General features: G+C 50.4%; 17 protein-coding genes and 2 tRNA genes. 7 read left to right on the plus strand and 12 right to left on the minus strand.

Going from position 1 to position 18,913, the window contains the following annotated elements:
• Positions 1 to 220 precede the first annotated feature (220 nt).
• The 7 genes from B0F88_RS11525 (at position 221) to B0F88_RS11555 (ending at position 6,062) form a co-directional block, all read left to right on the plus strand.
• Positions 221 to 724 carry an NUDIX hydrolase gene (locus tag B0F88_RS11525; protein ID WP_104424092.1) on the plus strand — a complete coding sequence of 168 codons (504 nt, stop codon included), beginning with the start codon at positions 221 to 223 and terminating at the stop codon, positions 722 to 724.
• Positions 721 to 1,485 (plus strand): Nif3-like dinuclear metal center hexameric protein, encoded by a 765-nt coding sequence (locus tag B0F88_RS11530; protein WP_104424093.1) that lies wholly within the window; start codon positions 721 to 723, stop codon positions 1,483 to 1,485. The genes B0F88_RS11525 and B0F88_RS11530 overlap by 4 nt, the downstream gene beginning before the upstream one ends.
• A 181-nt stretch (positions 1,486 to 1,666) precedes the next feature.
• On the plus strand, positions 1,667 to 3,613 hold the full coding sequence (locus tag B0F88_RS11535; RefSeq protein ID WP_104424094.1) for a heavy metal translocating P-type ATPase: 1,947 nt from the start codon (positions 1,667 to 1,669) through the stop codon (positions 3,611 to 3,613).
• A gap of 155 nt (positions 3,614 to 3,768) precedes the next feature.
• Entirely contained in the window at positions 3,769 to 4,461 is a 693-nt protein-coding gene (locus tag B0F88_RS11540; RefSeq protein WP_104424095.1) for a VIT1/CCC1 transporter family protein, read from the plus strand.
• A gap of 4 nt (positions 4,462 to 4,465) precedes the next feature.
• Positions 4,466 to 4,795: a GIY-YIG nuclease family protein gene (locus tag B0F88_RS11545; RefSeq protein WP_258076642.1), complete on the plus strand. Its 330-nt coding sequence runs from the start codon at positions 4,466 to 4,468 to the stop codon at positions 4,793 to 4,795.
• 49 nt (positions 4,796 to 4,844) lie between these two features.
• Positions 4,845 to 5,492, plus strand: coding sequence for a uracil-DNA glycosylase (locus B0F88_RS11550; protein ID WP_104424096.1), 648 nt, complete (start codon positions 4,845 to 4,847; stop codon positions 5,490 to 5,492).
• 141 nt (positions 5,493 to 5,633) lie between these two features.
• Entirely contained in the window at positions 5,634 to 6,062 is a 429-nt protein-coding gene (locus tag B0F88_RS11555) for a bacteriohemerythrin (RefSeq protein ID WP_104424097.1), read from the plus strand.
• 122 nt (positions 6,063 to 6,184) lie between these two features.
• Here B0F88_RS11555 and B0F88_RS11560 read toward each other — a convergent pair whose 3' ends face one another.
• The 12 genes from B0F88_RS11560 to B0F88_RS11615 all read right to left on the minus strand — a co-directional run bounded on the left by B0F88_RS11560 (position 6,185) and on the right by B0F88_RS11615 (position 18,800).
• A complete protein-coding gene (locus B0F88_RS11560; protein ID WP_104424098.1) occupies positions 6,185 to 7,153 on the minus strand; it encodes a COG2958 family protein in 969 nt (322 codons plus the stop codon).
• Positions 7,154 to 7,285: 132 nt separating this feature from the next.
• Positions 7,286 to 7,362: transfer RNA gene (locus tag B0F88_RS11565), tRNA-Pro, on the minus strand.
• A gap of 102 nt (positions 7,363 to 7,464) precedes the next feature.
• Positions 7,465 to 7,818, minus strand: coding sequence for a MerR family transcriptional regulator (locus B0F88_RS11570; RefSeq protein WP_104424099.1), 354 nt, complete (start codon positions 7,816 to 7,818; stop codon positions 7,465 to 7,467).
• A complete protein-coding gene (ihfA, locus tag B0F88_RS11575; RefSeq protein WP_006893011.1) occupies positions 7,802 to 8,098 on the minus strand; it encodes an integration host factor subunit alpha in 297 nt (98 codons plus the stop codon). The genes B0F88_RS11570 and ihfA overlap by 17 nt, the downstream gene beginning before the upstream one ends.
• Positions 8,099 to 8,100: 2 nt before the next feature.
• Positions 8,101 to 10,476 (minus strand): phenylalanine--tRNA ligase subunit beta, encoded by a 2,376-nt coding sequence (gene pheT / locus B0F88_RS11580; RefSeq protein ID WP_104424100.1) that lies wholly within the window; start codon positions 10,474 to 10,476, stop codon positions 8,101 to 8,103.
• Positions 10,477 to 10,504: 28 nt separating this feature from the next.
• On the minus strand, positions 10,505 to 11,524 hold the full coding sequence (gene pheS, locus B0F88_RS11585; RefSeq protein ID WP_104424101.1) for a phenylalanine--tRNA ligase subunit alpha: 1,020 nt from the start codon (positions 11,522 to 11,524) through the stop codon (positions 10,505 to 10,507).
• A gap of 135 nt (positions 11,525 to 11,659) precedes the next feature.
• A complete protein-coding gene (gene rplT / locus B0F88_RS11590; RefSeq protein WP_104424102.1) occupies positions 11,660 to 12,022 on the minus strand; it encodes a 50S ribosomal protein L20 in 363 nt (120 codons plus the stop codon).
• A 14-nt stretch (positions 12,023 to 12,036) separates the two neighbouring features.
• The gene (rpmI, locus tag B0F88_RS11595) at positions 12,037 to 12,234 is read right to left on the minus strand and encodes a 50S ribosomal protein L35 (protein ID WP_006892999.1); all 198 of its coding nucleotides are present in this window, start codon (positions 12,232 to 12,234) and stop codon (positions 12,037 to 12,039) included.
• 177 nt (positions 12,235 to 12,411) lie between these two features.
• Complete coding sequence (infC, locus tag B0F88_RS11600; RefSeq protein WP_104424103.1) at positions 12,412 to 12,936, minus strand: translation initiation factor IF-3; 525 nt, start codon at positions 12,934 to 12,936, stop codon at positions 12,412 to 12,414.
• Between the two features lie 21 nt (positions 12,937 to 12,957).
• The gene (gene thrS / locus B0F88_RS11605) at positions 12,958 to 14,865 is read right to left on the minus strand and encodes a threonine--tRNA ligase (RefSeq protein WP_104424104.1); all 1,908 of its coding nucleotides are present in this window, start codon (positions 14,863 to 14,865) and stop codon (positions 12,958 to 12,960) included.
• Positions 14,866 to 14,926: 61 nt separating this feature from the next.
• Positions 14,927 to 15,003: transfer RNA gene (locus B0F88_RS11610), tRNA-Val, on the minus strand.
• A gap of 104 nt (positions 15,004 to 15,107) precedes the next feature.
• Entirely contained in the window at positions 15,108 to 18,800 is a 3,693-nt protein-coding gene (locus B0F88_RS11615) for an FAD-dependent oxidoreductase (protein ID WP_104424105.1), read from the minus strand.
• Positions 18,801 to 18,913 lie beyond the last annotated feature (113 nt).

Here is an 18,913-nt window from a genome sequence, read left to right on the forward strand (position 1 = left end):
ATAAGCTCAACCATCGCCCTCGAAAAACACTCAATTTTAAAACACCTCATGAGGTCTTTTTTCCTGAACAAGAGAGGGATGCCGCATGATTACTAGAATTGCACTTCGGAGTTGAATCCGCCAATTTCTAATATTCACCACGAAGAGCACGAAGAAAAAACGTAAAGCTTCGTGCTCTTCGTGGTGAATAAAAAAATTTAATCGATTTCTTACCTTATTAATGAACACCGAACTACTCGCCGTCGTTGATCAAAACGACTGCATCATCGACGCCTGTCCACGCCACATCGTCCATGCGACAGGCCTTAGGCACCGCGCCGTACATATCCTGGTTTTTAATGATCTGGGGCAGTTATTCCTGCAAAAACGCTCGATGAAAAAAGACCTCAATGGCGGCCTTTGGGACACCTCGGCGGCAGGCCATGTTGATGCGGGCGAGGACTATGACATCAGCGCCGTCAGGGAGATTGAAGAGGAGCTGGGTATTTACGCTCACACTCTGGAACCGCTATTCAAATTACCGGCCACGGAGGCTATCGGCATGGAATTTATCCAGGTTTACCGCTGCATGCATAACGGCCCGTTTGTGTTGGCGTCCGACGAAATTGACGAAGGCGACTGGTTTAGTATCGCTGAAATATCCGAGCGTATCGCGGCGGACGATCAACGGCTGACTGAAGCCTTTAAAACCATTTGGCGGCAATTCGAGGCATTGGCAATATGATTCTCCGACACCAATTGAGCGACTATTACCAGGCTTTGCTACGTCCTGAAACCTACGCCGACTATTGCCCTAACGGCCTGCAAATAGAAGGGGCTGAAGCCATCGAGCGTATCGCTTTTGCGGTGTCGGCAACCCGCGATTCGATTAATCAGGCGGCCGAAAACAAGGCCGATGCATTGGTCGTTCATCACGGCCTGTTCTGGACATTTCACGGCGCAAAAACGTTGACCGGCGCATTCGCTCGGCGAGTTTTTCCGCTGGTAAAAAACGGCATCAACCTGTTCGGCTATCATCTGCCGCTGGACGGTCACCCGGACATAGGCAATGCGGCGACCTTGGGCCAGCTGATCGATTGCAACCAGCAACAGCCGTTCGGCGATTACAAAGGCTCCGCGACCGGCATTAAGGGCATGCTCGAACAGCCGCTGACCGCCGTCGAGCTGCAACAAAAACTCGAAGCCGTATTGAAGCACGCCGTCATTTTGGCGACGTCCGATAACAATGCGCTGATCAGGTCGGTCGGCATCATTACCGGTGGCGCCAACAGCGAATGGCGCCTGGCCGAAAAAGAGCGGCTGGATGCCTACATTACCGGCGAGATCAGCGAGCACGACTGGCACGAAAGTCAGGAGGCGGGCATACACATGTTTGCGGGCGGACATAACGCCACGGAACAGTTCGGCATCCAGGCCTTAATGGAAAGAACCCGGCAGCAATTTGCAGTGGATTGCTTTTTTATCGATAGCGAAAATCCTGCGTAGGGCGTGCCGTGCGCCGCCTTCTTTGCTGCGTAGCAAGTGGCTTGAATTATTTAAGTGGATTAATTCACCACGAAGACACGAAGGACACGAAGAAAAGCTAAGGTAAAAACTTCGAGTCCTTCGTGTTTTCGTGGTTTTTTATATTAAACTAAAGCACTGTCCACTTTGCGAAGCCGAGACGATGACCGATAAGCCAGCAACGATTCCCCGCGCAACATCCGAAAACATCATTGCTGTTTTGAGCCTGCTCGGCATTGGCGCCTATCTGGTCCTGCATTATGCGTTGGATACAGGGCATGAAGTCTATACGCTATCTCTGAATGCGGGTTTAAGCTCGGCGTTTTCCGAAATTTACCAAGGGCAATTCGCTTTCCCGATTGAGCTGGTGCAACTGCCCCTGCTTGCCGTTTTGGCGCTGGGCGGTATTCCGTTGGTTTATCAACTCGGCGCGAAATTGGGGCAGGGCGATTGGGGCGCGGATCTGCTGGCAGGCATGTCGATAGTGACGGCGGTTTTATTGGGCGAATACTTGGCCGGCAGCCTGGTGGTGCTGATGCTGTCCGGCGGCGTGGTGCTGGAATCCTATGCGGTGCGCAAAGCCTCTTCGGTGCTTGAGGCATTGGCCAAGCGGATGCCGTCCGTCGCGCATAGAAAGTCCGGCGATCAACTGGCCGACATTACCACCGGGCAGGTTCATATCGGCGACACCCTGTTGATACTGCCGCATGAAATCTGTCCCGTTGACGGCACGGTACTGGAAGGCTCCAGCACGATGGACGAGTCCTACCTGACCGGCGAACCGTATATGATGTCGAAAGTCAGCGGTTCACAAGTGCTTTCCGGCGCGATCAACGGCGATTCGGCGCTGACCATACGCGCGGACAAGCGGGCTGTCGATTCCCGCTATGCGAAGATCATGGAGGTAATGAAGTCTTCCGAGCAGTATCGGCCCAACATCAGGCGGCTGGGCGATCAACTTGGCGCACTGTACACGCCGCTGGCGGTCATCATTGCATTGAGTGCCTGGGCGGTCAGCGGCGATGTGATCCGTTTCCTGGCCGTGCTGGTTATCGCCACGCCGTGCCCGTTGCTGATCGGCATTCCGGTCACCGTTATCAGTTCGATTTCGCTGGCCGCGCGGCGGGAAATCATCATCAAGAATCCCGCCATACTGGAAGCCATCGGTACTTGCCGCACGGCGATTTTCGATAAAACCGGCACCCTGACTTATGGCCGTCCGACGCTGACGGCGTTGATTCCTAACCAGGGTTATAACGAGCAGGAAGCGTTAATCTTAATTGCCAGTTTGGAGCGATATTCCAAACATCCGCTGTCTCGCGCGATCGTTGCGGCGGCGGAAAAGTCGGCGTTATCGTTATTAAGCGTGACCAATATCACCGAGTTGTCGGGTGAGGGGCTTAAAGGCAATGTGGCCGGAAAACAGGTTCAGATCACCAGCCGTAAAAATTTTGTCGAGCAGCACCCGGATGTTGCCAAAGAGTTGCCGCCCGTCACCGGCGGTCTGGAATGCGTGGTGCTGATTGACGATGCTTACGCGGCGACCCTGCAATTTCGCGACGAGGTGCGTACCGACAGTTCGTCATTTATCAACCACCTGCGCCCCAGCCATATGTTTGATAAGGTGATGCTGGTGTCCGGCGACAGGGAGTCGGAAGTGCGCTTCCTGGCCGAGCAAGTCGGCATTGAGCACGTTTATTTCAGCCAAAGCCCGGAGCAGAAACTGGAGCTGGTGCGCAATGAGACTAAAGTTGCAAAAACCGTGTTCCTGGGTGACGGCATCAATGACGCCCCGGCGCTGACTGCCGCGACCATCGGGATAGCTTTCGGCCAGAACAGCGACATTACCGGCGAATCGGCGGATGCGGTGATCATGGACAGTTCGTTGCTAAAAGTCGATGAGTTGTTTCATATCGGCGAGCGGATGCGTAAAATTGCGCTGCAAAGCGCGGTGGGCGGCATGGCGCTGAGTTTGATAGGCATGGTGTTTGCCGGATTGGGTTACTTGACGCCGGTAGCAGGAGCCATAATCCAGGAAATCATCGATGTGCTTGCGGTATTGAATGCGTTACGGGCGGCCGTTCCGCCGAAAACGCTTTCGGATTTTTAGCCACTCAGCTGTTAGAAACATAGCACCACGAAGAACACGAAGTTTTTTTCTTCGTGTTTTCGTAGTGACTAAAAAGCTTTTAATTTTGGCTCCGGTTTAGGTTTATCCGTACCCCATAGCTTTGATGGCTAGATAGTTACAAAAAAGGAAACTCAATGTCACCTCATCACGAAATACACAGGAGTCATCGTATCGGCTGGCTGCGCGCGGCGGTATTGGGTGCGAACGACGGCATCGTGTCCACGGCCAGTTTAATAGTCGGCATCGCGGCCTCCGATGCGACGCATGACGAGATAGTCCTGGCCGGTGTTGCGGGCCTAGTTGCCGGGGCGATGTCGATGGCGGCCGGAGAATATGTATCGGTCAGCTCGCAAGCCGATACCGAACAGGCCGACTTAAAGCGTGAGCGTAAAGAACTGGATGAAGATGGGGACCATGAACACAAAGAACTGGCGGCCATCTATGTGGCGCGCGGGCTCGATCCGGTACTGGCCGGGCAGGTTGCAGAGCAACTGATGAAGCATGATGCGTTAGCCGCGCATGCCCGCGACGAACTGGGCATATCTGAAACGGGCGCCGCAAGACCCACCCAGGCGGCGCTGACTTCGGCCGCCACGTTTGCCGTTGGCGCGGTGTTGCCTTTATTGATCGTCCTATTTGCTCCCGAGACCGATTTAATCGTGCCGGTGTCAGCGGCATCGTTGCTGTTTTTAACGGTGCTGGGCATGTTGGCGGCCTATAGCGGCGGGGCAGGCATCATGAAAGGCGCTTTTCGTGTCGTCTTTTGGGGCGCATTGGCTATGGGGCTGACCGCAGCCGTCGGTTCCGTCTTCGGAACGGCCGTGTGACGTCGTGAACTGGCAGGTTTATATTATCCTTTGTTCCGATGACTCGCTTTATACCGGCATCACCATCGATGTTGTGAGGCGCTTTAATCAGCATGCAGACAGGCAAGGCGCCAAATATTTTCGCGGCAGGCAACCCAAACAGCTGGTCTATGTCGAGAACGGCCATGACCGCAGTTCCGCCAGTAAACGGGAAATCGTCATAAAAAAACTGCCCAGGCTTGAGAAGTTGCAGTTGCTGGCTTCGGATAGTAACAAGGTGGGTTCAATCCGTTATGAACTTAATGAAGACCACTCACCACGAAGACACGAAGTTCACGAAGAAAAGACCGAGTAAAAACTTCGTGCTCTTCGTGTCTTCGTGGTGAATTAATCAAAAACAAAACATGTATTCCAAACAAATATTCGATCAAGATTGCAGGCAGTGTAAACGGCTGGATGATTTCCTGTGTGACGTTAAGCAAAAGCACCCCGGCTACCATGCCCGTCCGGTTGCGCCGTTTGGCGACAGCGGCGCCCAATTGCTGATAGTCGGCTTGGCTCCCGGCATGCATGGAGCCAATGCCACAGGAAGGCCGTTTACCGGCGATTATGCGGGGCTGCTGCTGTACGAGGCGCTTTACGAGTTCGGCTACAGCAACCAAATAAAATCCGAGTCATTGACAGACGGCTTGGTGCTTAAAAACTGCCGTATCACTAATGCCGTTAAATGCCTGCCGCCGCAAAACAAACCGACCAATGCCGAAATCAACCAGTGTAATAATTTTTTATCTGCCGAGATAAAAACCTTGCCGGAGCAGGCGGTCATACTGGCCTTAGGTTCGATTGCCCACCAAGCGGTATTAAAAGCCTACGGGCTGAAACTGAGCAGCGCCAAGTTTGCCCATAATGCGCAGCATGCCTTGCCTGATGGCCGCACGCTGATCGATTCCTATCACAGCAGCCGGTACAACGTGCAGACCAAGAGACTGACTAAAGACATGTTTGCCGATGTTTTTCGTACCATTGAGATGCGGCGTTTGAAAATCGCGTAGCTTGTCTGTAGCGTAGCCGGAATACGGGATGATCGGAGCCATGAAGCCCAAGGTTTTGCAAAGTTCCATCCGGGTGTTTGCTGTGCAATGAGGATGAATGTTTATGATGGATCAATAACTAAATTAACCTAGAGGGTACCTATGCCAATTAAATGGGATTCCAGATTCAGTGTGGACAATTCGACTATTGATATGGAACACAAATTATTATTAACGTTGCTTAATGTGCTGGAAGTAGTGCTGCGTAATCCGCATGAAAAAGATTCTGTAAGGTTTTTTATCGATCAGTTATATGAATCTGCCAGGGAACATTTTATTCATGAAGAAAAGCTGCAAATTAAGTATATGTTCCCTTATTATGAGGAAAATAAAACAGGGCATGAGGCACTTATAGTTGAACTGGATGCCATTAGAGAGGAAATCTATAAATTTATCAACAAGACAGGCGCTTCGCAGAATGAAGCTGACAGCATGAGTGAAAAGATTAACCATGTCTTAAGAGATTGGCTTATTGATCACATTCTAAAATCAGATATGAAAATGAAGGGGTTTATGAATGATGCGAGATAAGTCTAACCTCTTCAGCTTACGGAGTATGCTCGAGTGATACCGGTTCTTTTGCGTCTATTTTTTAAGATGATGGGGGTGTCACGGATTTCGCAAAGCTCCAGCCGGGCTATTCTCGTATGGGGCTAAACTCTATTCCAATCTTTACTGCGAATTCGTCCTGTTTGGTAGTAAGTAGAAACCAATTCAACAAAATCTTTAAAGTCTTCGTTTTCTACTACGATCCTATTGACTGATTGCCAATCAATCTCAGGTCTGGCAATCGCGGGCAACAAAATTTCGCTTTCGGATGGATTTTCCGAATTCAGTAAAATAACACCGATGCCGTGCAATGCGGACAACATGCGCAATTCCTGCTCAACGACGTTGTCAGCTAAGAGCGTAGCTACTAAATAACCTTCATTTGCCCAGCTGGAATTACTCACTGCCTGGAAAAAACTTTTTCTAACATTTGAGCTATTGAGTTCTTTTTTTACTTCAAATGACCATAGTCTTACACTTTGCCCGCCGCCTTGTGATACGCAAGTCCTAACTAAATCATTCCAACCCTTGTCAACAGGCTGCATGGCCACTATGTCAGGGTGTAACCATTGATTACCGCCATTGCCGCGTTGATTCTTAGAGCGTTTCTCATCAATGCGCTGGCAAAATAAATTAAGGTCGGATTTCAGATATTCAACTAACAACGGATAAAGTTGTTGTTCGCTTAAAGCGGAATTGCTTAATGCGCTGCTTGGTTGAATAAATTCCTGTTCTTCTTCGGTTATTTCTTCATCTTCTGACGTATTATCCGCTCTTTTTTGCGATTGCGTTGCGTCAGGGTCATACCAGTAAACGCGGGGGCGTGGTTTGTCTTGCCAAAATATATGTGGATTAGCTTTTAATATTTGATCTTTTTGTGCACCTATTTCAGCAATTATTTGTGAAATAAATGACTTATTGTCGGAAAAACGTGGATTTTCGCGTTTCTCACAATAGTCTTCAGGGTGTTGTGTAACAATGGCATCTGCAATTTCTCTAGCACTAAAGCGAGTAAGCGGATTAGTTTTTAAGAAGTTTGCAACTTTTTGAGATTGAGAAGCTTTAGGCGGCATAGTTACGATAATAAATTATTTTGATTACAGTAATAAACAGCAACAATTGAAAAGTGCTATCCCGAATGCTCTCCCGGAAATACCCAGATTTCTTTTTATTCGATTCTATATGGTGCAGTTCTTTGTTTCAATTGGTCGGGACGATAGGATTTGAACCTACGACCCCTTGTCCCCCAGACAAGTGCGCTACCAAGCTGCGCTACGCCCCGACAGTGAAATAAAGAATTTAAAGCTGAAAGGATTGTGAACACAATCCCCAATAATTCAATGCCGCAGATTGTACTACATTTGCGGCATTGAATGGGAAAAATCTACTTGAGCAGCTCCAGAATTTCTTCCAATTCGCTAACCATTTGATGAATCAACTGCTTGGTGCGGGTTGAATCTTCTTTGGCGTCGTCGCTGCCTAAATGAGCTCTGGCGCCGCCGATGGTGTAGCCTTGTTCATATAACAATGATCTTATTTGCCGTATCATCAGCACGTCATGGCGCTGGTAATAACGACGATTGCCGCGTCTTTTTACCGGGCTAAGCTCGGTAAATTCTTGCTCCCAGTAGCGAAGCACATGAGGCTTTACGCCACATAACTCACTGACTTCACCGATGGTGAAATAGCGTTTTGCCGGTATGACCGGCAGCTCATTATTATTACTCGGCTCCAGCATACGCTTCCACTCTGGCTTTTAGTTTTTGACCTGATCTGAATGTGACTACCCGGCGGGCGGTTATGGGGATTTCTTCGCCTGTTTTTGGATTTCTGCCGGGACGGCTGCTTTTATCGCGCAGTTCGAATTTTCCAAAACCGGAAATTTTTACTTGCTCGCCGTGTTCCAGAGAGCCTTTGATTTCCTCAAAAAACATTTCGACCATATCTTTAGCTTCGCGCTTGTTCAAGCCAAGCTCGTCAAACAGCCTTTCGGCAAAATCAGCTTTAGTTAATGCCATTATCAATCCCTCAGCTTTGCACTTATTTTTGTGGTCAATGTTTCTAACAGTCTGCTAAATATAGCATCTATTTCAGAATCTGTTAGGGTTTGTGAAAAATCTTGTATGATTAAACTCAAAGCGACGCTTTTACTGCCTTCTTCGACGCCTTTTCCACGATAAATATCAAAGACAACTACGTCTTGCAAGGTCTGTTCAGCGCAGCCTTTAATGCAGTCTATTATTTCGCTGACGGCAATTTCTTCCTTAACAATCAAGGCTATGTCGCGAAGTACAGAAGGATATTTTGACAGCGGCTTGAACTTCGGGATTTGTTTGTTCAGCAGCAGATTCTGATCCAGTTCAAACAGGAAAACCTGGGTATCAAATCCCAGTTGTTTTTCCAGGGTTGGATGCAGCATGCCCAGCCAGCCGATTTTGTCACCTTGTGGGGATAATATTTCAGCCGTTTGTCCTGGATGCAATGCGGGGTGTTTGGCCGGGACAAATTGTACATCTGCGCCGGTCAATGAAAACAGGGCCTGAACATCGGCTTTAACGTCGAAAAAATCGACTTTTCGGGTTGCGACCCCCCATTGTTCTGTATAAGCGCTGCCCAAGGTCAAGCCGGACAGCATTTTTTGCTGTTGTGTGGCGCCGTCCTTATTAACAAAGCGCAGGCCGGTTTCAAAAAAACGCACCCGGTTTTGCTGGCGATTGGTGTTGTGCAGGGTGGCCTTTAACAAACCGCACCAAAGAGTAGTGCGCATGACCGACAAGTCAGAGGAAATCGGGTTTTTTAACCGGACCACGTCATCGTCAGGGGCGATGGCTTGTTGTATTTCTTCATCGACAAAGCTGTAGGTAATCGCTTCCTGATAGCCACGGTCAACCAGCAAATCTTTAGCGCGATCCTGGTCCATCAAGCCTTCTGTGGCTTTGCCAAGTTCGGAGCGCATCAGCAGGCTGCTGTTCGGCAGGTTGTTATAGCCGACAATGCGGGCAATTTCCTCGATCAAATCGGCTTCAATAGCGATGTCGAAACGGCATCCCGGTGGCGTCACAGACCAGCTATCCGGTTGCGTTTGTACGGACATTCCCAGGCGTTGAAAAATATCGACGATTTGCTCGTCGGCCAGGGCAATACCCAATGTTTTTTCCAGACGCTGCTTTCTGAGCAATACGGCGGATCGTTGCGGCAGGGTTGATGCTGTTGTCACGTCGGTAATTGCGCCGACGCTGCCTCCGGCAATGGCGGTAATCAGTTGGGTCGCACGTTCTATGGCGCGTTCCTGCAAAGTTGGGTCAACGCCGCGTTCGAAACGGTGCGATGAATCGGTATGCAGTCCGTAATTACGTGCTTTACCGGCGATGCTTTGTGGGGTGAAAAAAGCGCATTCCAGAAACACATCCTGGGTTTCGTCGCTAACTGCGGATTCACTGCCGCCCATTACGCCGGCCAAGGCCAAGGCTTGTTTATCGTCGGCGATAACCAGGGTTTCGTTGTCCAGCTTAATGGTCTGGCCGTTTAACAGGGCGACATTTTCATCGGTTTGGGCATAGCGCACATTTATGCTGCCGGATAATTTGGCGGCATCGAAGGCGTGCAGGGGTTGGCCTAATTCGATCAGAACGTAATTGGTGACATCGACCACTGCGCTCAAGCTTCTTACTCCAGATCGGCGCAGGCGTTCCTGCATCCATAACGGGGTTTCGGCTTTAGGGTTTACGCCTTTAATCAATCGGCCCAAATAGCGTGGACAAGCGTCTGTCGCCATTACGGAGAGAGTTAATGTTTCTGTATGACCGACTGCGGCTGTTTCAACCTGAGTGGCCGTCCAATTCATCTTATTCAGTACCGCAACTTCGCGGGCTATGCCTTCAACACTCAAGCAATCAGCCCGGTTGGGGGTCAAGTCGACTTCGATGATATTGTCGTTCAGCGACAGGTAATCGCGTATATCAACGCCTACCGGGGCGTCGGCGGCCAGCTCCATTAAGCCGTGGGCATCGGCGGCTAGACCTAACTCTTTTTCAGAGCACAACATGCCGTAGGATTCTACGCCGCGGAGTTTGGATTTTTTGATTTTAAAATCGCCCGGCAATGCCGCGCCGATCAATGCCGCAGGGATTCTCAAGCCGACCCTGACGTTGCTCGCGCCGCAGACGATTTGCAAAGGCTCCGCTTCGCCTACCGCGACTTGGCAAACCCGTAAGCGGTCGGCATCGGGATGCGCTTCCATGGCGACGACTTCGCCGACCACCACGCCGCTGAATACGGCCGCCGCAGGCGTTACCGAATCGACTTCAAGACCTGCCATGGTCAATTGCTCGACCAATTGCTCTGTGCTTATTGCCGGATTGACATATTCTCTTAACCAGGCTTCACTAATTTGCATGACTCAAGTTTTCCTGTGTAACGACGACTTATTTAAATTGTTCCAGAAACTTAAGATCGTTCTCAAAAAACAATCTCAAATCGTTAATGCCGTAACGCATCATTGCCAAACGCTCCACGCCCATGCCGAACGCAAAGCCGCTATAGATTTCGCTGTCGATATTCACTGATTTGAATACTTCGGGATGGATCATGCCGCACCCGCCTACTTCTATCCAGCCGGTTTGTTTACATACACGACAACCTTGACCGTCGCACATCACACATGAAACATCGAATTCGGCGGAAGGTTCGGTAAACGGAAAATAAGATGGACGAAAACGGGCTTGAACATCTTTTTCAAAGAAAGCGCGCAAAAATTCGTGAATCACGCCTTTTAAATCGCCAAAACTGACATCGGTGTCGACCAGAAAGCCTTCGACCTGATGGAACATCGGCGTGTGGGTAATGTCCGAATCGCAGCGATATACGCGGCCCGGCGCAATCACTTTCAACGGCGGCTGTTCCGATTCCATAACCCGGATTTGTACCGGCGAGGTATGGGTTCTTAATACGGTGTGGGCATCGAAATAGAATGTGTCATGCATCGCTCTGGCCGGGTGATGGGCTGGAATATTCAATGCCTCGAAATTATGATAATCGTCTTCGATTTCAGGTCCTTCAACGACTTGAAAGCCGACGCCGGCAAAAATCTTGGAGATTCTGCGCAATGTAGTAGTCACCGGATGCAAGCCTGCAACAGTTTGACCTCGGCCCGGCAGGGTAACGTCTATGCTTTCGCTGGCTAGCCTAGCTTCTAATGCGGCATTTTGCAGCAGATCTTTTTTGGCTTCAAGCAGCTGTTGAAATTGATCTTTGGCCTGGTTGATGACTTGCCCGGCGGCGCGTCTTTGCTCAGGATCGAGTGCGCCGAGTTCTTTCATCTGGAGGGTAAATAAACCCTTTTTGCCGAGATACTGGACACGAACCAGGTCGAGTTGGTTAAGGTCTTGTGCGTCGCGAAGCTGCTGTAATGCCTGCGCGAGAATTTCTTCTAGGGTAGCGGACACGGTTTAGCTCGCTGTTGTATTAAGGTGGGAGAATTTTTATCTATCGGGAAAGGGTTAAAACCTTAATCCCGCCCCTCCACAGAAAGGGAGGGGGGAATAACAGAATTTCAGTTAACTAAAAATCCTGATTGTTCCTTAAGGTTTACTTTGATGTTCCTTCGCAATTTTCGCAATTTCAGCAAATGCGTTAATGTCGCGAACTGCAATATCGGCCAGAACTTTACGGTCTATCTTCACGTTGGCTTTAGTCAAGCCATTGATGAAGCGGCTGTAGGACATTCCGCTTAGACGGGCCGCCGCATTGATACGGACGATCCATAAAGCGCGGAATTGGCGTTTTTTCTGTTTACGGTCGCGGTATGCATACTGGCCTGCTTTGATGACCGCTTGCTTGGCAACGCGATAAACCCGGCTTCGTGCGCCGTAGTAACCTTTCGCTTGCTTTAATACTTTTTTATGTCTTGCTCTGGCTGTTACGCCGCGTTTAACTCTAGGCATTATCTACTCCTTGATTAACTGTACGGCATCATGCGTGCGGCCATGCGCACATCTGACGGGTGAATAGTTGCCGGCGAGCGTAACTGTCTTTTTCTTTTGGTCGATTTTTTAGTCAGAATATGACGTCTGTGGGACTGTCCACATTTAAAACCGCCGTTGCCTGTGCGTCTGAAACGCTTGGCAGCTCCACGGTTAGTTTTGATCTTTGGCATTTGTTTGCTCCAACTTAATTAAAATAAATCCCTGAGTTGTAACCCAGCAAGGCAAAATGCATGGCCCTGAAGAATTACCGGCATTAGTATATGATGCCTAGCAGCTCATCCTGTGCTGCTCTGTAGAGACTTTGCAAGGCAAAGCCTCTACGAGTTTCGTTGTAATCGTTTGCGCAGTTATTTTTTCTTTTTCGGGGCCATAACCATAACCATTTGGCGGCCTTCCATTTTAGGAAACTGCTCGACGATTGCGAGTTCTTCTAAATCCTTTTCTATCCGCTTCAACAGATCAACGCCGATTTCCCGGTGAGCCATTTCGCGTCCGCGATAACGCAAGGTAATTTTGGTCTTATCGCCTTCGTTAAGGAACTTGGTTAAACTTTTCAATTTAACTTGGTAATCCCCTTCATCGGTTCCGGGTCTGAATTTAATTTCCTTGACCTGAACCTGCTTTTGTTTCTTTTTGGCAATGGCCAGCTTTTTGTTTAACTCAAACTGGTATTTGCCGTAGTTCATCACTTTGCAAACCGGAGGATCCGCATTCGGCGATATTTCCACTAAATCCAGGTCTGCGGCATACGCAATCTGTTTGGCTTCATCTAACGAGATAATACCTAACGCTTCACCATCAGGACCCGTTACCCGCACTCGTCTGGCGGTTATCTGGTCATTCAGGCGCGTTTCATCTTTTTTAGCAGCGATATCCTAATCCTCCAAAAATATTCATTGTCGGCCTGCAATCTCTTGTTTCAACCGTTCGGTAAATTCATGGACTGACAGGCTACCTAAGTCATCACCTTTTTGCGTGCGTACTGTAATGCTTTGTTGTTCTAATTCTTTGTCACCGATGATGACAAGATACGGTACGCGCTGCATAGAGTGCTCGCGGATTTTAAACCCGATCTTCTCATTTCTCAAGTCAATTTTTGCCCGAATGCCTTGTTTTTCAAGGTCTAGCATGACTTTCGACGCATATTCGGCATGTTTGTCGGTAATATTAAGCACCACTACCTGTACTGGAGACAGCCATAACGGGAAGGTTCCGGCATGTTGCTCGATCAAGATGCCGATAAAGCGTTCCAGCGAGCCGAGTATCGCCCTGTGCAACATAACCGGCACTTGCCTTGATCCGTCTTCGGCGATATAGGTGGCATCGAGTCGGCCCGGCATCGAAAAATCCACTTGGATCGTGCCGCATTGCCAGACTCGTCCGATACAGTCTTTTAATGAGAATTCGATTTTAGGGCCGTAGAAAGCGCCTTCGCCCGGCTGCAAATCCCATTTCAAGCCTTTGGTGTTAAGCGCCAGCTCCAGGGCGTTTTCCGCCTTGTCCCAGACCGAATCGTCACCGACCCTGTTTTCGGGGCGGGTAGATAATTTAATGATAACTTCTTCAAAACCGAAATCTTTGTAAACATCGAACAGCATGTCGATAAAGGTCGAGACCTCGCTCTGAATCTGGCCTTCGGTGCAGAAGATATGCGCGTCGTCCTGGACAAAGTTCCTGACCCGCATCAAACCGTGCAGGGTGCCGGAAGGTTCGTTACGGTGACAGGAGCCGAATTCCGCCAAGCGGATAGGTAAATCGCGGTAGCTTTTCAGGCCCTGATTATAGATCTGTACGTGGCAAGGGCAGTTCATCGGTTTGATCGCGTAATCACGATTTTCGGAATGCGTGGTGAAAATCATGTCGCCGAATTTTTCCCAGTGCCCGGATTTTTCCCAGAGGGAGCGATCCACGACCTGCGGCGTCCTGACTTCGCCGTATCCGTTTACCCGCAGTTTTTCACGGATGTATTGCTCAACCTGCTGATAGATGATCCAGCCTTTTTCATGCCAGAACACCATGCCGGGAGCTTCTTCCTGAGAATGGAATAAATCCAGAGTTTTCGCCAGTTTGCGGTGATCGCGTTTTTCCGCTTCTTCCAGGCGATGCAGGTAGGCCTGCAAGTCTTTTTTGTCGCCCCATGCCGTGCCGTAAATGCGTTGCAGCATTTCGTTGTCGGAGTTGCCTCGCCAATAGGCGCCGGCAATTTTCATTAGCTTAAAGACTTTCAGCTTGCCGGTGCTGGGTACGTGAGGGCCGCGGCACAGGTCGGTAAAGCCGCCTTGCTGATATAAAGACAAGTCTTCGTTGGCAGGGATGGATTCGATGATCTCGGCTTTATACGCCTCGCCCAGGTCCTTGAAAAATTTGACTGCCTCATCCCGCGACAGCACTGAGCGATGGATTGGATAATCCTCGCTAGCCAGCTGTTCCATTTTTTTTTCAATGGCGCTCAGGTCTTCCGGCGTAAAAGGTCTTTCATAGGAAAAATCGTAGAAAAAGCCGTTTTCGATAACCGGTCCGATGGTCACTTGTGCGGAAGGAAATAACTGTTTGACGGCCTGAGCCAAAAGATGTGCAGTTGAATGACGAATGACATCAATGCCGTCTTCGTCCTTTGCAGTAATCAGTTGCAGCGTTGCATCCTGGTCGATCAAGGTGCTGGCGTCTACCAGATCACCGTTAACCTTGCCCGCCAAAGTTGCTTTGGCTAAGCCCGAGCCGATAGACAGCGCAACGTCCATCACTGTTACAGCGTGGTCGTATTCTCGCTTGGAGCCATCGGGAAGGGTAATTACCGGCATATTGTATTTGTGTTTTAGTGTCTACAATAAAAAAAGCACTGCGGTGCAGTGCTTTAATGTTTGGTAGGCACGAGTGGACTCGAACCACCGACCCCCACCATGTCAAGGTGGTGCTCTAACCAACTGAGCTACGCGCCTGAAGTTAATGCAACTTCGAGCTGGCTATTATACCTATAAATTTTTGTTATGCAACTGTTAAGCCAATATTTGCTCTTGTAGAGCATTGATATTGGCTTTAATAGTTACTGTTTTTCCAGCAAATAATCCAGCCAAAGATTGGACAGTTTTTCCTGGACGGTGTTTTGCCGCAATCTGGCGTTCAGGTGAGGGAAATCGACCTTATCCAAATCCTGATCCTGATTGTAGCAGGAGTATACGAACACTTCCTTGCCGGTCTCGGGATCGACATGTTTGCACAAGCACTGGGCGCAAATGCCTTTCATCATGCATTGCATCGGCGAGTTGATCGAGCCGATCGCGTGATGCGCTTTGTTCAGATAAGGCTTCAGCACATCAAAGCGGGCGCTTTTCACTGCCGCCATCATGCGATCCGAGCCGATTACGATCAGGTGATCGACATCGGCCAGCGAAATGGGCTGTTCGCCTAATTCGCCTTGGGCGTAAGCCAGCATGCATTCCAGGATATTGCCGACAAAGGTCTTGTCCTGCGGACGGGTCGGGGTAATCGCGGTGACGCCTTCGCCTTTATCGACCGACCAGATGATAATGTCGGCGGCGGCTTCGACGTCCTCGACCTTGAAGCGGTCTTGCGCGTATTTGTAACCGGCGAAATAAATGACCTTATTGCCGGCCGCCCGTAACGCCTTGCCGATCGAGAACAATACCGCGTTGCCCAAACCGCCTCCGAGCAGCAATACGGTCTCGCCGGTCGGGATTTCGGTCGGTGTGCCGGTCACGCCCATCAGCACCAGCGGGTCGTCGACTTTCCAAGTGGCGCACAGCCGAGAAGATGAGCCCATTTCCAGCGCAATCAGCGAAACCGTGCCTTTTTCTTTGTCGACTTCCGCGCCGGTCAGCGCCAGACCTTCGGCGGCGAGCACCGTGCCTTCGACGACAGGCGCGAAAGCTTCGTAGTTTTGCACGCGGTAAAATTGTCCGGGTTGGAATTTTTCCGCGGCCATCGGTGCTTTGACCACGACTTCGACAATCGTCGGCGTCAGGCGGTTAATGGCGACGATAGTGGCTTTAAGCGATTCATCCATCCGGGCGAACAAGGCTTTTAATGCCGCATCGCGTTCCGGCTGTTGCACGGGATTTAATCCGGCCAATTCTTTTTCAAACAGCTTGACCACGTAAGGGTAGCCGTTCTTGGCGCTGGCCATGGCCTTGACCACGTTGCCCGCGTAAACAGGGTGGTTGTCGCCGTAGAAGCTGATAAATTTGCCGTCTTTTTGGTAAGACGTCAGCGGCGCGGGTTTGCCCAGCTTAGGCAATGCTTCATCGTGCATCGGAACCAATTCGACTGAGTCGTTGTTCCATTCAGGTTGATAACGTTGGAAGAACCATTTGTCCATCACAAAGGTGTCAGGATATTCGCTTTGATAAATGGTGTTCGGCGATGTGCCTGCGGCAACGTACAAGCTGCGCAACGGCACGGTGACATTCTGCTCGGAATTGTTCCAGCGGCCGTCTTCCAATACCAGTTTTTCAAACTCGACTGCGTTCAGGTGTCCGAATTCGTCGGCTTCTGCGCTGAGCGGGCTCATGCCTTCGGCCAAGGCGATGCCTTCTTCCAGGGCTTTGACGATTTCTTCGTGATTTTGCCGATACGCGGGCGCATCGCTTATGCCTTTGCGGTAGAACAGCGTGACGCCGCCCCAGGCTTCGACCAGTGGTTGGAAATTGGGCAGTTCACCGGCTGCTTCGGCGCGTTGGCGTTCGGCGACGATGGCTTTGCCGTGCGCCAGGAATTCGTCAAGGATGATGGTTTCTTCCCGGTCGTAGCGGCTGCGCACGGCTTGCTCGCCATACGCGTCGACCAACTTTTCATAACGGTGCAGGATTTTTTCGACCTGTACCGGATAATAGGCCAGCAATTCGGTTGCGGTGTCCATCGCGGTCAAGCCGCCGCCGATAACGCCGGCCGGCAAACGCACCTGCAGGTTTGCCAGTGAAGAACTCTTGGCTGCGCCGGTTAATTGCAGCGCCATCAGGAAATCCGAGGCTTTGCGTATGCCGCGCATCAGATTGTTTTTCAGGCCGATAACAGTCGGTTGGCCTGCGCCCGAAGCGATGCAGATATGGTCGAAGCCCATTTTCCACGCATCTTCAATAGTAATCGTGCCGCCGAAACGGACGCCGCCGTAAGAGCGGAACGCCGTGCGCCGTTGCAGGGTCAGGTAAATGACTTTCAGGAAGTTTTTGTCCCAGCGCACGGTAATGCCGTATTCGGCCACGCCGCCGAAACCGGCCAGGATGCGTTTGTCCAGATCTTCGTACAGGTCTTGGAAGTTCACGATCGGCGCGGGCAGGTTGTTGCTGTCGCCGGTCAATTCCACCGGCAGCGGCTCCAGTTTCAGGCCGTCGATACCGGCGACGCCGAAGCCTTCATTCAATAAATAATGGCTCATTGTGTAACCGGCGGGGCCGAGGCCGACCACCAGTGCGTTTTTGCCGTTGTAAGGCAGCATGTACGGACGCTTGACGTTCAGCGGGTTCCAGCGGGTCAGCAGGCTGTAAATTTCAAAGCCGTAGGGCATGAACAATACATCGGTCAGTACGCTGGTTTCGATTTGCGGAATATCGACCGGATCGGTTTTTTGGTAGATACAGCCTTTCATGCATTCGTTGCAGATACGGTGGCCGGTGCCAGGGCACATCGGATTGTCGATCGCAATAATCGCCAGCGCGCCGATATTGTCGCCTTGGCGTTTGACCAAGTGCATTTCGGAAATTTTTTCATCCAGCGGGCAGCCGATAGTGGTCACGCCCAGCGGATCGATCTTGAAGGTATTGGTTTTTTTATTGCGCATGCCTTTGGAGCAGGAATCGGTATCGCGCTCGTGGCAGTAAATGCAATGGTTGACTTCGGACAGTACCTGGCGCTGGTTATAACGCGGATCGGTCAGTTTAAAACCGTCCCTGCGGCGGCGGTGTTCCTGCTCGCCCATCCAGGCCTTGAATTCGCCGCGATCGACCAGTTCATGCTCGACCAGATGGTCGAAATCGCGTTTTCCAGGCAGTTTGAAGCTCGGCCAGCTCGCGACCACGTCGTTATCCTGCTGGGCGACAAAACTCCAGCGCAGAACGATGTCCATCAGGCCGTTGATAAATTCAGCCAAGTCTTGCTGGCCGATGATGTCTTTAAATTCGATTGCCGCTTCTTGATGTGCGGAGAGTTTGGCGCGTAGCGCTTCTGCAACCAAATCGGCATTTTCGTAATCGCTGTCTTTGCCTTTGGCAACCAGCTTGTAATGGCTGTACAGCAATCCGATAGCTGCGCCGACGCGGGCAACGCGATGTTCGGCGTCTTCATCCTGATTGGCCTCGGGAAAGCCCGCTTCAATCAGCAGGTCAAAACGGTTCAGGACGTCGGGGATGGCCCAGTCGCTGGCATCCTGGCCTTTAAAGAAGAACGCGAGCTTATCGACGATTTCATTCTTATAGGTAAAAATGGTGTCGATTTCATCCTTGATTTTTGCACCCTGAGCCTGATGTTGCTCGGAAACATTAAAAAGTGTGGCGACAAACTGACCGACATAAGGCCCCATGCGCACCAGCAGATCGGAAACAGTCTCTGGTGCCAACCCTTCGCCCTGGTTCTGGCGATAAGCCTTGAATTCGCTATGCAGCTCTGAATCATGGCGTTCAACCGACGCATCAAACACATCGAGCAAATCTTTTAGACGCGCAGAATCGTATAAATCGGAGTAGTTAAAGCCGGGGATGCCTAGGGTAAGATTGTGTTGTTCCATAGTTCTCGTGTTTGGTGAGTTCGTTTGTTCATGCAGGCCAGATAGGAAACGGCTTTATCTGTGCTTAAAAGGTTATCGAAAAAGACTAACAAAGCTATACATTATAAGCAGAT

Origin of the sequence: Methylobacter tundripaludum (assembly GCF_002934365.1) — a bacterium.
GTDB lineage: Bacteria > Pseudomonadota > Gammaproteobacteria > Methylococcales > Methylomonadaceae > Methylobacter_A > Methylobacter_A tundripaludum_A.

Coding starts and splice junctions, on each gene's coding strand:
- B0F88_RS11525 (WP_104424092.1), top strand. CDS start 221: ATGAACACCGAACTACTCGCCGTCGTTGATCAAAACGACTGCATCATC.
- B0F88_RS11530 (WP_104424093.1), top strand. CDS start 721: ATGATTCTCCGACACCAATTGAGCGACTATTACCAGGCTTTGCTACGT.
- B0F88_RS11535 (WP_104424094.1), top strand. CDS start 1,667: ATGACCGATAAGCCAGCAACGATTCCCCGCGCAACATCCGAAAACATC.
- B0F88_RS11540 (WP_104424095.1), top strand. CDS start 3,769: ATGTCACCTCATCACGAAATACACAGGAGTCATCGTATCGGCTGGCTG.
- B0F88_RS11550 (WP_104424096.1), top strand. CDS start 4,845: ATGTATTCCAAACAAATATTCGATCAAGATTGCAGGCAGTGTAAACGG.
- B0F88_RS11555 (WP_104424097.1), top strand. CDS start 5,634: ATGCCAATTAAATGGGATTCCAGATTCAGTGTGGACAATTCGACTATT.
- B0F88_RS11560 (WP_104424098.1), bottom strand. CDS start 7,153: ATGCCGCCTAAAGCTTCTCAATCTCAAAAAGTTGCAAACTTCTTAAAA.
- B0F88_RS11570 (WP_104424099.1), bottom strand. CDS start 7,818: ATGCTGGAGCCGAGTAATAATAATGAGCTGCCGGTCATACCGGCAAAA.
- ihfA (WP_006893011.1), bottom strand. CDS start 8,098: ATGGCATTAACTAAAGCTGATTTTGCCGAAAGGCTGTTTGACGAGCTT.
- pheT (WP_104424100.1), bottom strand. CDS start 10,476: ATGCAAATTAGTGAAGCCTGGTTAAGAGAATATGTCAATCCGGCAATA.
- rplT (WP_104424102.1), bottom strand. CDS start 12,022: ATGCCTAGAGTTAAACGCGGCGTAACAGCCAGAGCAAGACATAAAAAA.
- rpmI (WP_006892999.1), bottom strand. CDS start 12,234: ATGCCAAAGATCAAAACTAACCGTGGAGCTGCCAAGCGTTTCAGACGC.
- thrS (WP_104424104.1), bottom strand. CDS start 14,865: ATGCCGGTAATTACCCTTCCCGATGGCTCCAAGCGAGAATACGACCAC.
- B0F88_RS11615 (WP_104424105.1), bottom strand. CDS start 18,800: ATGGAACAACACAATCTTACCCTAGGCATCCCCGGCTTTAACTACTCC.